General features: G+C 50.3%; 12 protein-coding genes, 1 tRNA gene and 1 pseudogene. All 14 read right to left on the bottom strand.

The annotated features are described in order from the left end of the window. The coding region (locus GOC95_RS14390; RefSeq protein ID WP_236061810.1) for a GTP-binding protein at window positions 1-132 on the bottom strand (132 nt) is incomplete at its 3' end. A 36-nt stretch (window positions 133-168) separates the two neighbouring features. Next, window positions 169-2,262 carry an elongation factor G gene (gene fusA / locus GOC95_RS14385; protein WP_194748735.1) on the bottom strand — a complete coding sequence of 698 codons (2,094 nt, stop codon included), beginning with the start codon at window positions 2,260-2,262 and terminating at the stop codon, window positions 169-171. Window positions 2,263-2,317: 55 nt separating this feature from the next. After that, entirely contained in the window at window positions 2,318-2,788 is a 471-nt protein-coding gene (gene rpsG / locus GOC95_RS14380; RefSeq protein WP_194748736.1) for a 30S ribosomal protein S7, read from the bottom strand. A gap of 98 nt (window positions 2,789-2,886) precedes the next feature. Further along, window positions 2,887-3,270: a 30S ribosomal protein S12 gene (rpsL, locus tag GOC95_RS14375; RefSeq protein WP_194748737.1), complete on the bottom strand. Its 384-nt coding sequence runs from the start codon at window positions 3,268-3,270 to the stop codon at window positions 2,887-2,889. A gap of 207 nt (window positions 3,271-3,477) precedes the next feature. Beyond that, on the bottom strand, window positions 3,478-7,737 hold the full coding sequence (gene rpoC, locus GOC95_RS14370; RefSeq protein ID WP_194748738.1) for a DNA-directed RNA polymerase subunit beta': 4,260 nt from the start codon (window positions 7,735-7,737) through the stop codon (window positions 3,478-3,480). A gap of 23 nt (window positions 7,738-7,760) precedes the next feature. Continuing rightward, window positions 7,761-11,933: a DNA-directed RNA polymerase subunit beta gene (gene rpoB, locus GOC95_RS14365; RefSeq protein ID WP_275357991.1), complete on the bottom strand. Its 4,173-nt coding sequence runs from the start codon at window positions 11,931-11,933 to the stop codon at window positions 7,761-7,763. A gap of 243 nt (window positions 11,934-12,176) precedes the next feature. Then, window positions 12,177-12,554 carry a 50S ribosomal protein L7/L12 gene (gene rplL / locus GOC95_RS14360; RefSeq protein WP_194748740.1) on the bottom strand — a complete coding sequence of 126 codons (378 nt, stop codon included), beginning with the start codon at window positions 12,552-12,554 and terminating at the stop codon, window positions 12,177-12,179. Window positions 12,555-12,587: 33 nt separating this feature from the next. Beyond that, window positions 12,588-13,085 carry a 50S ribosomal protein L10 gene (gene rplJ, locus GOC95_RS14355; protein WP_194748741.1) on the bottom strand — a complete coding sequence of 166 codons (498 nt, stop codon included), beginning with the start codon at window positions 13,083-13,085 and terminating at the stop codon, window positions 12,588-12,590. Window positions 13,086-13,361: 276 nt separating this feature from the next. Continuing rightward, the gene (gene rplA / locus GOC95_RS14350) at window positions 13,362-14,048 is read right to left on the bottom strand and encodes a 50S ribosomal protein L1 (protein WP_194748742.1); all 687 of its coding nucleotides are present in this window, start codon (window positions 14,046-14,048) and stop codon (window positions 13,362-13,364) included. 1 nt (window position 14,049) lies between these two features. After that, entirely contained in the window at window positions 14,050-14,481 is a 432-nt protein-coding gene (gene rplK / locus GOC95_RS14345; RefSeq protein WP_029147986.1) for a 50S ribosomal protein L11, read from the bottom strand. A gap of 90 nt (window positions 14,482-14,571) precedes the next feature. Further along, complete coding sequence (gene nusG, locus GOC95_RS14340; RefSeq protein ID WP_194748743.1) at window positions 14,572-15,108, bottom strand: transcription termination/antitermination protein NusG; 537 nt, start codon at window positions 15,106-15,108, stop codon at window positions 14,572-14,574. After that, a complete protein-coding gene (secE, locus tag GOC95_RS14335; protein WP_275357986.1) occupies window positions 15,108-15,455 on the bottom strand; it encodes a preprotein translocase subunit SecE in 348 nt (115 codons plus the stop codon). Before secE ends, nusG begins: the two co-directional genes overlap by 1 nt. Window positions 15,456-15,498: 43 nt before the next feature. After that, window positions 15,499-15,574, bottom strand: a tRNA-Trp gene (locus tag GOC95_RS14330). Window positions 15,575-15,632: 58 nt separating this feature from the next. Next, window positions 15,633-15,840 (bottom strand): annotated as a pseudogene (tuf, locus tag GOC95_RS14325) (elongation factor Tu); the annotation flags it as partial.

Below are 15,840 nucleotides of genomic sequence, written 5' to 3'. Positions count from 1 at the left end.
TGCTTCGCCACCAAATTTCTTGGTCAACACTGTGGTGATCGCCGCTGTCAATGTTGTCTTACCGTGGTCAACGTGACCAATCGTACCAACGTTCACGTGTGGCTTGGTACGTTCAAATTTGCCTTTTGCCATGATGTTTTTCCTTTAATTCAATACTTTAAAAATCAATTATTTTTTGTTGATGATTGCATCAGCAACGTTTTTCGGCGCATCTGCGTAGTGTTTGAATTCCATGCTGTAGGTTGCACGACCTTGTGACAAGGAACGCACGACAGTGGAGTAACCAAACATCTCTGACAGCGGCACTTCAGCTTTAATCGCTTTACCGCCACCAGGCATATCATCCATGCCCTGAATGATGCCACGACGAGATGACAAGTCACCCATCACATCACCCATGTACTCTTCAGGCGTTTCAACTTCAACCGCCATCATTGGCTCCAGCAAGACTGGATCTGCTTTACGCATACCATCTTTGAAACCGATAGAAGCAGCCATCTTGAACGCGTTTTCGTTCGAGTCAACGTCATGGTAGGAACCATCAAACAGGGTCACTTTTACGTCGACCACTGGGAAGCCTGCCAGAACACCTGCTGGAATCGTTTCACGCAACCCTTTATCTACTGCAGGGATAAATTCACGTGGCACAGTACCGCCTTTAATGGCATCCACGAACTCGTAACCTTTACCAGCCTCATTTGGCTCCATTTTGAGCCATACGTGACCGTACTGACCTTTACCACCGGACTGTTTAACGAATTTACCTTCAACCTCAACCGCTTTACGGATCGCTTCACGGTAAGCCACTTGTGGCGCACCTACGTTGGCTTCAACGTTGAATTCACGCTTCATACGGTCAACCAGAATCTCCAGGTGCAATTCACCCATACCGGAAATAATGGTTTGGCCAGACTCTTCGTCGGAACGCACGCGGAAAGAAGGGTCTTCTTGTGCCAAACGACCCAATGCCAAGCCCATTTTTTCCTGATCGCTCTTGGTTTTTGGCTCAACAGCCACGTGAATCACTGGCTCAGGGAATACCATGCGTTCAAGGATGATAGGCTTGTCTGGAGAGCACAGAGATTCACCTGTGGTCACTTCTTTCAAACCGATACAGGCTGCAATGTCGCCTGCCAACACTTCATCCACTTCTTCACGGTTATTCGCATGCATCTGAACGATACGACCGATACGCTCTTTTTTACCCTTCACAGAGTTGAGTACGGTATCACCCTTGTTCAACACACCAGAGTAAACACGGATAAAAGTCAACTGACCGACAAACGGGTCTGTCATCAATTTAAATGCCAGCGCAGAGAACCCCTCTTTGTCATCGGCTTTACGGCTGGCTGGTTTGCCATCATCATCTTCACCGGTCACATCAGGAATATCTACTGGAGATGGCAGGAACTGAATCACCGCATCCAGCATACGTTGCACGCCTTTGTTTTTAAAGGCAGAACCGCACAGCATCGGCTGAATTTCACCCGCAATGGTACGCGTACGCAGACCAAACACGATGTCCTTCTCTTCCAGATCACCGTTTTCCAGGTATTTGTTCATCAGATCTTCGCTGGCTTCAGCCGCAGATTCAACCATCTGCTCGCGCCATTTTTTAGCAGTCTCAACCAGATCAGCCGGAATCTCACCGTAAGTAAATTTCATGCCTTGAGAAGCCTCATCCCAGATGATGGCTTTCATTTTCATGAGATCAACGACGCCAGTGAAAGTATCTTCACGGCCAATTGGGATCACCACAGGCACTGGGCTTGCGCGCAGACGCGTTTTCATCTGCTCAACCACTTTGAAGAAGTCGGCACCAGAACGGTCCATTTTGTTCACAAAGGCCAAGCGAGGCACTTTGTATTTGTTGGCCTGACGCCAAACAGTTTCAGATTGTGGTTGCACACCACCTACCGCACAGTACACCATGCAGGCGCCATCCAGCACACGCATGGAACGCTCAACTTCAATCGTGAAGTCTACGTGCCCAGGGGTATCAATAATGTTGAATCGATGCTCAGGCAAAGACAGGTCCATGCCTTTCCAGAAACAGGTGGTCGCAGCGGAAGTAATGGTAATCCCACGCTCCTGCTCTTGTTCCATCCAGTCCATGGTCGCTGCACCATCGTGCACCTCACCAATTTTATGGTTCACACCAGTGTAGAACAGAATACGTTCTGTCGTGGTTGTTTTACCTGCGTCAATGTGCGCAGAAATACCAATATTACGGTAGCGTTCAATAGGGGTTTTACGTGCCACGATGCTTTACCTTTGCTATCAATTCAACTAATTATTAAAGAACGAGGTCGTTTAATTAAAAACGGAAGTGTGAGAAAGCCTTGTTGGCTTCTGCCATACGATGAACTTCTTCACGCTTCTTCATTGCGGCGCCGCGGCCTTCTGAGGCTTCAAGCAACTCAGCAGCCAGACGCAAGCCCATGGACTTTTCGCCACGCTTGCGCGCTGCATCACGCAACCAACGCATTGCCAAGGCGCTACGACGGCTAGGACGCACTTCAACAGGCACCTGATAGTTAGCACCACCGACGCGACGGCTTTTCACTTCAACGATAGGGCGCAGATTGTTCAACGCTGTGGTGAATAATTCCAGCGGATCTTTGCCACTCTTGCTGGCCACTTGATCAAATGCACCGTAAACAATACGCTCAGCAACAGATTTCTTACCACCTGTCATCAGTACGTTTACGAATTTGGATACTTCCTGGCTACCAAATTTTGGATCCGGCAAGATATTACGTTTGGGGACTTCTCTACGTCTAGGCATAACTATTCTCTTTCAATTAAATTTTGCTAGCTACAACACTGCAAGGCATTTCAGCCGCTATTAAAAATTGGACCAATGTCCGAAACCAACTTAACAAATTAAGCTTTAGCTTCTTTAGGACGTTTAGCACCGTATTTGGAACGTGACTGTTTACGATCTTTCACACCAGCCGTATCCAAGCTACCGCGCACCATGTGGTAACGCACACCTGGCAAGTCTTTTACACGACCACCGCGAATCAGCACCACAGAGTGCTCTTGCAGGTTATGGCCTTCACCGCCGATGTAGCTAATTACTTCGTAACCGTTAGTCAGGCGCACTTTGGCAACCTTACGCAACGCGGAGTTTGGCTTTTTAGGAGTAGTGGTGTACACACGGGTACATACACCACGCTTTTGCGGGCACGATTCCAGGGCTGGAACCTTGCTCTTGGTTACCACTTTAACGCGTGGTTTACGTACTAACTGATTAATGGTTGGCATTGCCTTAACCTCTTCACCTTAAAAAATCCACCAACTGAGCAGGAAACTCAGGACTGGCGGCATATCAACAATAACACCTTATTGAGACAATAAGGCTATTCTGAGAAACCCAGCATTTTAATAAACGAGTCAAGGGGTGTCAAGCATTATTCATACTTGCACACCCCTTGTTTTATTGCCCGGCCTGACGACCGGAAAAGCCTAAAATTACTCGGTCGCGTTGTCGTCCGTTGCGGTTTCTTCAACCACTTCTTCTGGTGCAAACATCGCTTCAGCGGCCAACATCGCTTCTGAAGGCTCAGCGACATTTGGCGTCAAGGACGCAATTGCTGCACGCTTGCGAGACTCGTGATACGCCAAACCGGTACCGGCTGGAATCAGACGGCCGACAATCACGTTTTCTTTCAAGCCACGCAGATCGTCGCGTTTGCCCAAGATCGCAGCCTCGGTCAACACTCTTGTCGTTTCCTGGAAGGATGCGGCAGAGATGAAGGAGTCCGTAGACAGCGATGCCTTGGTAATCCCCAGCAATACGTACTCGAAAGTTGCCGGACGTTTGTTTTCGGCAATGACGCGTTCGTTTTCAGTCAACAAGTCTGCACGTTCTACCTGCTCACCCGGGATGAAGCTGGTATCACCGGCATCTTGCACTTTCACACGGCGCAACATCTGACGCACAATGACTTCAATGTGCTTGTCGTTAATCTTCACGCCCTGCAAACGATACACGTCTTGTACTTCGTCAATGATGTAACGCGCCAGTGCCTCACGACCTTGCAGACGCAAGATGTCTTGCGGATCTGCCGGGCCGTCCACAATCGTTTCACCCTTGGTGACCACTTGACCATCGTGCGCGGTCACGTGCTTGTCCTTGGCAATCAGGAACTCGCTGGTAATACCGTCGAGGTCAGTAATGACCAGACGCTGCTTACCCTTGGTGTCCTTACCAAATGACACAGTACCGGTCACTTCTGCCAGCATGCCGGCATCTTTGGGTGAACGCGCTTCGAACAGTTCAGCCACACGTGGCAGACCCCCGGTAATATCCCGTGTTTTGGAGGATTCTTGCGGGATACGTGCCAGCACTTCACCCACACCCACTTCCTGACCATCTTTCACGGTAATGATACAACCCAGCTGGAAGGTGACGTTGACCGGCGTTTCAGTACCGGCAATTTTCACTTCCACACCATTTGCATCCAGCAATTTCACCTGTGGACGCAAGCCTTTAGTCGAGCCCGCTCTTTGTTTAGGATCAATCACCACCAGTGAGGACAAGCCAGTGACTTCATCCACCTGCTTGGCAACCGTGACGCCTTCTTCAACGTTCTCGAACTTCACGCGACCCGCATACTCGGTAATAATCGGACGAGTATGTGGATCCCAAGTCGCCAAGGCCTGACCCGCTTTAACCGTCTTACCATCATTGATGGTCAGCGTCGCACCGTAAGGCACTTTATGACGCTCACGCTCACGGCCATTGTCGTCAGAAATCACAACCTCACCGTTACGGGAAATCACGATCTGCTCCCCACGTGAGTTGGTCACGTAACGCATGGTAGAAGTGAAGCCAGCAGTACCGTTAGACTTGCTCTCTACTTGTGACACAGAAGCTGCACGCGATACCGCACCACCAATGTGGAATGTACGCATGGTCAACTGTGTACCAGGCTCACCGATGGACTGTGCCGCAATCACGCCGACAGACTCGCCGATACTGATCAGCTTGCCACGACCCAGGTCACGACCGTAGCACTTGGCGCAGATACCGTAACGCGTGTCGCAAGTCAGGGCAGTACGCACTTTGACTTCATCAATGCCCAACGCATCAATTTTCTCGACTTCGTCTTCACCCAGCAAAGTACCGGCTGCGAATACCACTTCCTGTGTTTCAGGATGCAAGATATCCAGAGCAGAGGTACGGCCCAGGATACGGTCATGCAAGGGCTCAACCACTTCACCGCCTTTAACCAACGCCTTGGTGACCAAGCCTTCGGTGGTGCCACAATCCGTCTCGGTCACAACCAAGTCTTGTGTCACGTCTACCAGACGGCGTGTCAGGTAACCGGAGTTCGCTGTTTTCAGCGCCGTATCGGCCAGACCCTTACGCGCACCGTGGGTTGAAATAAAGTATTGCAACACGTTCAAGCCATCACGGAAGTTCGCCTTGATCGGCGTTTCAATAATGGAACCATCTGGTTTCGCCATCAGGCCACGCATACCAGCCAGCTGACGCACCTGCGCTGCGGAACCCCGCGCACCAGAGTCAGCCATCATGTAAATCGCGTTAAAGGATTCCTGACGAACGGCTTTACCGTCTTTGGTGACCACGTTGCCGTCAGCGTCCTTGACATCTTCTTCGCGCAACTGCTTCATCATGGCCTCAGCCACTTTGTCACCAGCACGACCCCAGATGTCGACCACCTTGTTGTAACGCTCACCCTGTGTCACCAGACCGGACACATACTGGTCTTCGATCTCTTTCACTTCAGCATCGGCAGCCGCAATCAATTGCTCTTTCTCTGGCGGCACCAACATGTCATTGATGCTGATAGAGATACCGGCTTTGGTAGCGTATGAGTAACCGGTGTACATCAGTTTATCCGCGAAGATCACGGTTTCACGGATGCCTACCTTACGGAAGCTGGCGTTGATCAGGCGTGAAATTTCTTTTTTCTTCAGTGCCTTGTCAATGTAGCTGTATGGCATGCCTGGTGGCAGAATTTCAGACAGCAAAGCACGGCCAACGGTGGTGTTATACCGATTGAATTTCTCAGTTTTGTGACCGGTCACATCCATCTCGAACTCACGGATACGCACCGTAATCTTGGCGTGCAAATCGATCAGCCCCTGGTCGTACACACGTTGCACTTCCTTGATGTCACTGAAGATCATACCTTCGCCACGTGCAGCCACTTTTTCGCGAGTCATGTAGTACAGACCCAACACGATATCCTGCGAAGGCACAATGATAGGCTCGCCGTTGGCTGGAGACAGTACGTTGTTGGAAGCCAGCATCAACGTACGGGCTTCCATCTGTGCTTCCAGACTCAATGGAACGTGTACCGCCATCTGGTCACCGTCAAAGTCGGCGTTAAAGGCTGAACACACCAATGGGTGCAACTGGATCGCTTTACCTTCGATCAATACCGGCTCAAATGCCTGGATACCCAAACGGTGCAAGGTAGGCGCACGGTTCAACAACACCGGATGCTCACGGATCACGTCCTCGAGGATATCCCAGACTTCTGGTCCTTCCTCTTCCACTTTCTTCTTGGCAGCTTTAATGGTGGTTGCCAGACCTAACACTTCCAGCTTGTGGAAAATGAAAGGCTTGAACAATTCCAGCGCCATTTTCTTAGGCAAACCGCACTGATGCAGTTTCAACTGCGGACCGACCACGATTACGGAACGGCCGGAGTAGTCCACACGTTTACCCAACAGGTTTTGACGGAAACGACCGCCTTTACCTTTGATCATGTCAGCCAGCGATTTGAGCGGACGCTTGTTGGCGCCGGTCATGACTTTACCGCGACGACCGTTATCCAGCAGAGAGTCAACAGCCTCTTGCAACATACGTTTTTCGTTACGGACGATGATTTCAGGCGCTTTCAGCTCTAACAAACGCTTCAAGCGGTTGTTACGGTTGATCACACGGCGATACAGGTCGTTCAGATCCGAGGTCGCAAACCGGCCACCATCCAATGGCACCAATGGACGCAGCTCTGGTGGCAACACTGGCAAGATTTCCAGAATCATCCACTCAGGCTTGATGCCGGATTTCTGGAATGCTTCCAGCACTTTCAGACGCTTGGCGATCTTCTTGATCTTGGCTTCTGAGCTGGTCGCAGACAGTTCGCTACGCAATGTTTCAATCTCTCGCTCAATGTCCATGGTGCGCAACAATTCACGCACGGCTTCAGCACCCATCACGGCGTTGAATTCGTCACCGTATTCTTCCACCTTCGCCAGGTAGTCATCTTCAGTCAGCAATTGACCACGGGTCAGCGGCGTCATGCCTGGATCAATCACGATGAATGCTTCAAAGTACAACACACGTTCGATGTCGCGCAAGGCGATATCCAGCACCATGCCCAAGCGGCTAGGCAAGGATTTCAGGAACCAGATGTGGGCGACAGGTGAGGCCAGCTCGATATGACCCATGCGCTCACGACGCACTTTGCTCAGTGTGACTTCAACGCCACATTTTTCACAAATCACACCGCGGTGTTTCAAACGCTTGTATTTACCGCACAAGCACTCGTAATCCTTGATGGGGCCAAAGATCTTGGAACAGAACAAACCGTCCCGTTCTGGTTTGAAGGTACGGTAGTTAATGGTTTCTGGCTTTTTCACTTCGCCATAGGACCATGAACGGATTTTTTCAGGTGAAGCCAGCGCGATCTTGATCGCGTCGAACTCTTCTTCTTGCGTAACCTGTTTAAATAAATCTAATAACGCTTTCATAGAGACTCTCCTAATGGCGGGGCTTAGTTACGGTCCAAATCAATATCAATGGCCAGTGAACGGATTTCTTTCACTAACACGTTGAATGATTCAGGCATACCCGCATCAATTTTGTGCTCACCTTTGACGATGTTTTCGTACACTTTGGTACGGCCATTCACGTCATCTGATTTCACGGTCAACATCTCTTGCAAGGTGTATGACGCGCCATACGCTTCCAGTGCCCACACTTCCATCTCACCGAAGCGCTGGCCACCGAACTGGGCTTTACCACCCAGCGGCTGCTGTGTCACCAGGCTGTAAGGACCGGTAGAACGTGCGTGCATCTTGTCATCAACCAAGTGGTGCAGTTTCAGCACGTGCATGTAACCGACAGTCACTGGACGCTCGAAAGCATCACCGGTACGGCCGTCAAACAGTTTGACCTGCGTTTTACCTGCGTGGAACTGCAGTTTCTTGGTGTGCTCGTCATCATCCGGGAAGGCCAGATCCAGCATCGCTTTAATGTCAGATTCGGCGGCACCATCAAACACCGGGGTCGCGAAGGGCACGCCGTGTTTCAGGTTAGTGGCCAAATCAATCACTTCAGCGTCAGTCAGGCCAGCAATATCTTCTTTCTTGCCGGTGCTACTGTTGTAGATCTTGTCCAGGAAGCCTCGGATTTCAGCCACTTTGGCTTCTGCTTGCAGCATATCGCCAATGCGTTTGCCCAAACCTTTGGCAGCCCAACCCAGGTGGGTTTCCAGAATCTGACCGATGTTCATCCGTGAAGGCACGCCCAGCGGGTTCAACACGATATCCAGCGGTGTACCATCAGCCATGTATGGCATGTCTTCGACCGGGCAGATTTTTGAAATCACACCCTTGTTACCGTGACGACCGGCCATCTTGTCACCAGGCTGAATACGGCGTTTCACAGCCAGATAGACTTTGACCATTTTTTGTACACCTGGTGGCAGTTCGTCACCTTGTGTCAGTTTACGCTTCTTCTCTTCGAATTTGTTATCGAATTCGATGCGGGCCTGGCTCAAGCTGTCTTTCAACTGCTCAAGTTGACGGGCAGCCTCTTCATCGCTCAAACGGATGTCAAACCAGTCATAACGACCCACGCTCTCCAGATATTCCTGAGTCAGGGTGTCGCCTTTTTTCAGCTTGTTCGGACCACCTGTGGCCACTTTACCCGTCAACAGACGGCTGATACGGCCAAAAGTATCGTCTTCTACAATACGCATCTGGTCGCCCAGATCTTTCTTGTAGTGAGACAACTGGTCATCAATAATTTGTTGCGCACGGGCATCACGGTCGATACCTTCGCGTGTGAACACTTGTACGTCGATCACAGTACCGGTCATGCCAGAAGGCACGCGCAGTGAAGTGTCTTTCACGTCAGACGCTTTTTCACCGAAAATCGCACGCAGCAGCTTTTCTTCTGGCGTTAAAGTGGTTTCACCTTTAGGGGTCACTTTACCTACCAGCACGTCACCCGCTTCCACCTCGGCACCAATATAGATAATCCCGGAGTCATCCAGACGGCCCAACATGCGCTCGGACAGGTTGGAAATATCGCGGGTAATCTCTTCAGGTCCCAGTTTGGTATCACGTGCCACCACTGACAGCTCTTCAATGTGGATGGAGGTGTAACGGTCATCAGCCACTACGCGCTCGGAGATCAGAATCGAGTCTTCGTAGTTGTAACCGTTCCAAGGCATAAAGCCAACCAGCATGTTCTGACCCAGCGCCAACTCACCCATATCCGTAGAAGCACCATCCGCCACCACGTCGCCTCGGCTAATGATATCGCCTACTTTAACCAGCGGACGCTGGTTAATATTGGTGTTCTGGTTAGAACGGGTGTACTTGGTCAGGTTGTAGATATCCACACCCACTTCGCCGGCTTGCGCTTCAGCATCGTGGACACGAATCACAATACGGCCTGAGTCGACGTAATCGACCACGCCACCACGACGGGCAGTCACGACAGTCCCGGAGTCCACCGCGACTGTACGCTCAATGCCTGTACCGACCACGGCTTTTTCAGCACGCAGACAAGGCACGGCTTGACGTTGCATGTTGGCACCCATCAAGGCACGGTTCGCGTCATCGTGTTCCAGGAAAGGAATCAATGAAGCCGCAACAGACACGATCTGGCCTGGTGCGACGTCCATATACTGCACGCGCTCAGGTTGCGTCATGGTAAATTCGTTGTGGAAACGCGCAGAGACCAATTCCTCCTTGAAGCCACCGTCTGTAGACAGTTCGGTGTTAGCCTGTGCAATCACATACTGGCTTTCTTCAATGGCTGACAGGAAATCAATCTTGCCTGACACCTTGTTGCCTTCAACCAGACGATAGGGGGTTTCCAGGAAACCATATTCGTTGGTACGGGCATACAGCGCCAGTGAGTTGATCAAACCAATGTTTGGACCTTCAGGCGTTTCAATTGGACAAACTCGGCCATAATGGGTGGTGTGTACGTCACGCACCTCGAAGCCGGCACGCTCACGGGTCAAGCCACCTGGGCCCAAAGCGGAGATACGGCGTTTGTGCGTAATCTCGGACAATGGGTTAGTCTGGTCCATAAACTGCGACAACTGGCTAGAACCGAAAAACTCACGAATCGCACTGGAGACTGGCTTGGCGTTGATCAAGTCATGCGGCATCAGATTCTCGGACTCAGCCTGTGACAGACGCTCTTTGACGGCACGCTCAACACGGACCAGACCGGCACGGAACTGGTTCTCGGCCAATTCACCCACGGAACGGATACGACGGTTACCCAAGTGGTCAATATCGTCAATCTCGCCACGGCCATTGCGCAACTCAATCAGCACGCCAATGACAGCGAGGATATCTTCGTTGGATAGCACATTGCTACCGGTATCGCCTTGTGGACCGACTTTTTCGTAGAAACGACGCATCCAGGTCGCTGAACGGTCTTCCAGCTTGCTTGGATAAGCACGGCGGTTGAATTTCATACGACCCACTACGGACAGGTCATAGCGATCTTCAGAGAAGAACAAACCATTAAACAAGGCCTCTACAGCCTCTTCGGTTGGCGGCTCGCCTGGGCGCATCATGCGGTAAATCGCTACACGTGCACTGTACTGGTCAGGAATCTCATCACTGCGCAATGTTTGCGAAATGAAATTACCATGATCCAAGTCGTTGGTGTAAATGGTGTCGATTTCTGAAATCTTTGCCGCGACCAATTTTTCAAGCAATGATGGTGTCACTTCATCATTGGCGTTAGCAATCAGCTCACCGGTTTCAGTATCAATAATGTTTTTGGCAACTGCGCGACCCATCATAAAGTCGGTTGGTACCGCCATGGTGGTTACGCCCGCTTTTTCGATGTCACGGATATGTTTAACGGTGATACGTTTGTCTTTGGCAACCAGCACATTACCGTCTTTGTCAGTAATGTCGAATTTGGCCACTTCACCACGCAGGCGGTCTGCCACCAACTCAAACTCCACGCCTTTCGGGCCGATGTGGAAAGTGTCGGTGTCGTGGAAGGTTTCCAGAATTTGTTCTGGGGTGTAGCCCAATGCCTTCAGCAGGATGGTCACTGGCATCTTGCGGCGACGATCCACACGGAAGTACAGGTAATCTTTAGGGTCAAACTCAAAGTCTAACCAGGAGCCACGGTAAGGAATAATCCGTGCAGAGAACAACAACTTACCGGAGCTGTGGGTTTTACCACGATCGTGCTCAAAGAATACGCCAGGGCTGCGGTGCAATTGGGACACAATGACACGCTCGGTACCATTAATCACGAAAGAGCCATTTTCGGTCATGAGCGGCAATTCACCCATGTAGACTTCTTGTTCTTTGACTTCTTTGACGGTTGGTTTGGACGCTTCACGGTCCATAATGGTCAGACGCACCTTGACACGCAGTGGCACGGCGTAAGTCAGCCCACGTTGCTGACATTCTTTCACGTCAAATGGCTCTGCGCCTAATTGGTAGCTCACATAGTCCAGACGGGCATTCTCTGAATGGCTCACAATCGGGAAAATGGAACGGAAAGTCGACTCTAGACCTTCGTTTTTACGTTGGTCCGCTGGTACATTTTCCTGCAGGAATGATTTATAGGACTCCAGCTGCATGGCCAGCAGATAAGGTACCTCTTGAACGCTGTCACGCTTGGCAAAGCTTTTGCGAAGGCGTTTCTTTTCGGTAAAGGAATAGCTCATAGCGTCTCCTGAAATTTTTGAGGGTAGAAGACAAAACACTTTTCATCCACTGCAATGTTTTGACATCTAACTTCGCATTTAAAATCAGCCACTTAAATTAGCCGGTTAGCTTATCTATATGTGGCCACAATACCGCTTTTACAACAGGCTTCCAGACAATTACAGTTTATTTACAATCTGCAACGCTAGAAATGGCGAAGGCCGACGGTCTCCCGTCAGCCCAGCCAGATTCACAATTGTGAATTATTTCATCTCAGCAGTAGCGCCCGCTTCGATCAATTTCTTCACAGCGGCTTCAGCGTCAGCTTTGCTTACGCCTTCTTTAACCGCTTTAGGTGCGCCGTCTACCAGGTCTTTAGCTTCTTTCAAGCCCAAACCTGTCAGTTCACGAACTGCTTTAATCACACTCACTTTGTTGTCGCCAGCGCCATTCAAGATGACGTTGAACTCAGTTTGCTCAGCAGCAGCTGGAGCAGCACCAGCAGCAGCGCCGCCAGCAGCCACTGCAACAGCAGCAGCAGAAACACCAAACTTCTCTTCGATTTCTTTGATGAACGCAGTCAGTTCCAATACGGTCATGCCACCGATTGCATCTAAGATGTCAGCATTAGAAATTGCCATGATATAAATTTCCTAAAATAATTTGATTAAAAATTAAGCCGCTTGCTTTTCTTTTTCGTCGCGTATTGCAGCAACGGCACGAGCAAACTTGGTTGGGACTTCGTTGAGTGTGCCAGCCAATTTGGACAGCAACTCATCACGGCTCAATGTAGATGCCAACGCTTGCACGCCAGCCACATCAAGACGCTCATTAGGCATCGCGCCCGCTTTCAGTACGAACAATTCGTTATCTTTTGCGAAATTGTTCATGACTTTGGCGGCTGCAACTGGATCGGTAGAAATACCGTACACCAGTGGCCCAACCATGTCGTCAGCCAATGCGGCAAAAGGCGTACCTTCTACTGCACGACGAACCAAGGTGTTTTTCAACACACGCAGATACACACCTGCATTACGTGCATCAGCACGCAGTTTCGTCATATTGGCTACGCCAATACCACGATACTCAGCAAGTACGATTGCTTGTGCGTTTGCTACTTGCGCAGCAACCTCGGCAACGACTTCTTTTTTCTCTGTAAGATTAAGACTCAAGGTCTGTTCTCCTTCCGTTAATGAAAGCCCGGTTAAATCACCGGGCCACTCACGGCGTCCTTGTGCAGGGCATGGATATATCCTGTGTTGGGGATCGCCATCTGCGTTGGTTTCAAACTGCTGCAAACAGAGGATTACTCACCCATTTGCATTCAATTTTCAATTAAGTAAAACACCAACGGTCTTTGATGTTCTTGAGTGCTTACAAAATTGCATAAACACTCAAGCCCAAAGTACTTGCCCGATCCATTAACGGACCGGGACTTGATTCAATGCTTAAGCAGCGACTGAAGCTTGGTCAACACGTACGCCAGGACCCATGGTGCTGGAGACGGACAATTTCTTCAGGTATACGCCTTTGGAGCTGGCTGGCTTGGCTTTGTTCAATGCTTCGATCAAAGCAGACAGGTTGCCTTGCAGTTGCTCAACAGTAAATGAAGCACGGCCGATGGTGCAGTGAACGATACCGCCTTTATCAGTACGGTATTGCACTTGACCCGCTTTAGCATTTTTAACTGCAGTCGCTGCGTCTGGAGTCACTGTACCGACTTTAGGGTTAGGCATCAAACCACGTGGGCCCAACACTTGACCCAAGGCACCAACGATACGCATCGCATCAGGTGTAGCAATGGCTACATCAAAATCCAACATACCGCCTTTGACTTGCTCGGCCAGATCTTCAAAACCAACGATGTCAGCACCAGCTGCTTTAGCCGCTTCAGCTTGTGCACCTTGTGCAAACACAGCCACACGCACTGTTTTACCAGTGCCGTTAGGCAATACGATCGCGCCACGCACCAGCTGGTCAGATTTACGTGGGTCGATACCCAAGTTAATCACTGCGTCTACAGATTCGTTAAATTTGGCAGTTGCGCCTTCTTTTACCAGGCTCAGCGCATCAACTACCGGGTACAGCTTGTTGCGGTCAATCTTTGCACGCAACGCATCAATTCTTTTAGCCATGTTATACACCCTCCACTTCGATACCCATGCTGCGTGCGCTACCAGCGATGGTGCGAACGGCTGCGTCCATGTCGGCAGCGGTCAGGTCAGGCATTTTTGTTTTGGCGATTTCTTCGGCTTGTGCACGAGTAATCTTGCCAACTTTGTCCGTATGAGGACGTGGGGACCCTTTTTCCAGCTTGGCTGCTTTTTTGATCAGCACAGTTGCAGGAGGGGTTTTCATCACGAATGTGAAGCTCTTGTCTGCAAACGCAGTGATCACCACTGGAATAGGCAGACCTGGTTCAACGCCTTGTGTTGCCGCGTTAAACGCTTTACAGAATTCCATGATGTTCAGACCACGTTGACCCAGTGCTGGACCGACTGGTGGGCTTGGGTTGGCTTTACCTGCAGGGATCTGCAGCTTGATATAGCCAATGACTTTCTTTGCCATGTTTGACTCCTTGAATGGGTAATAGCGCCTGTCGCAGGCTCCCCGTTAAAAAATATCGACTGCCAGTCAGGCCGTCGACACAATGCACAACTAGACTTCTTTTTCTACTTGTGCAAAATCCAGTTCAACCGGTGTCGCACGGCCAAAAATGACCACTGAAACACGCAGTTTGTTTTTGTCGTAGTTCACTTCCTCTACGCTGCCAGAGAAGTCCTTGAATGGACCATCGATCACACGAACACTCTCGCCCTTTTCAAAGGTCATCTTCTGTGTCGGATTAGATTTGCTGTCATCCATGCGACGCAGAATAATTTCGACTTCCTTATCCTTGATCGGGGTTGGACGTTGTGCAGTGCCACCGATGAATGAAGTCACCCTTGGTGTACTTCTCACCAAATGCCAACTTTCGTCAGTCATTTCCATTTGCACCAACACGTAACCGGGATACAAGCGACGCTCAGAAATGGTCTTCTGACCATTTTTCAGCTCAATCACCTCTTCTACCGGCACCAGAATGTCACCGAACTGATCCGGGATATTCGATCTTGCGACTCGCTCTTCCAAACCGGCCTTGACGGATTTCTCCATGCCGGAGAAGGCCTGAACTGCATACCAACGCATAGCCATTAAGCCCCCCTACCCATAATCCATTGCACCATGTAGGCAAAACTGATGTCTACCAACGCCAAGAAAGCAGCCATGATCACAACCAGCACCACAACAGCCAGTGTCGTTTGCATAGTTTCCTGACGCGTTGGCCACACCACACGCTTGGCTTCAGCAACAGACTCATTAAAGAAAACCAGCGCCTGCTTACCTTGTGGCGCAGTCCACGCGACCGCTACAGACGCGACAATACCTGCCAACACGGCAAGTATCCTGATAACCATTGCTTTATCTTCAAAAAGATAAAAACCGGCAATCCCCAAAGCTAGTAACAACAGGGATAAAGCCAGTTTGATTTTATCGATCATATACTTAACTTTATGATTAACACCACAGACTATTCTGGGTGTTTGGCAGGCCAAGAGGGTCTCGAACCCCCAACCCTCGGTTTTGGAGACCGATACTCTACCAATTGAGCTATTGGCCTGTACTCTTTAAAGCGAAAGCTGCACGGGTTGTAGCGCAGCTTTCACCTACATCAACAATTACTCGATGATTTTGGCAACGACGCCAGCACCAACGGTACGACCACCTTCACGAATCGCGAAGCGCAGACCATCTTCCATCGCGATAGGCGCGATCAATGTCACAGTGATAGATACGTTATCACCTGGCATTACCATTTCGGTACCTGCTGGCAATTCAACTGCACCAGTCACGTCAGTGGTACGGAAGTAGAACTGTGGACGGTAG

It is taken from the genome of Methylophilus sp. YYY-1 (assembly GCF_029132825.1).
In the GTDB taxonomy this organism is placed as follows: Bacteria; Pseudomonadota; Gammaproteobacteria; order Burkholderiales; family Methylophilaceae; genus Methylophilus; species Methylophilus glucosoxydans.
The sequence above is the reverse complement of the archived record's forward strand: the minus strand, read 5'-3'. Positions and strand labels throughout refer to the sequence as shown.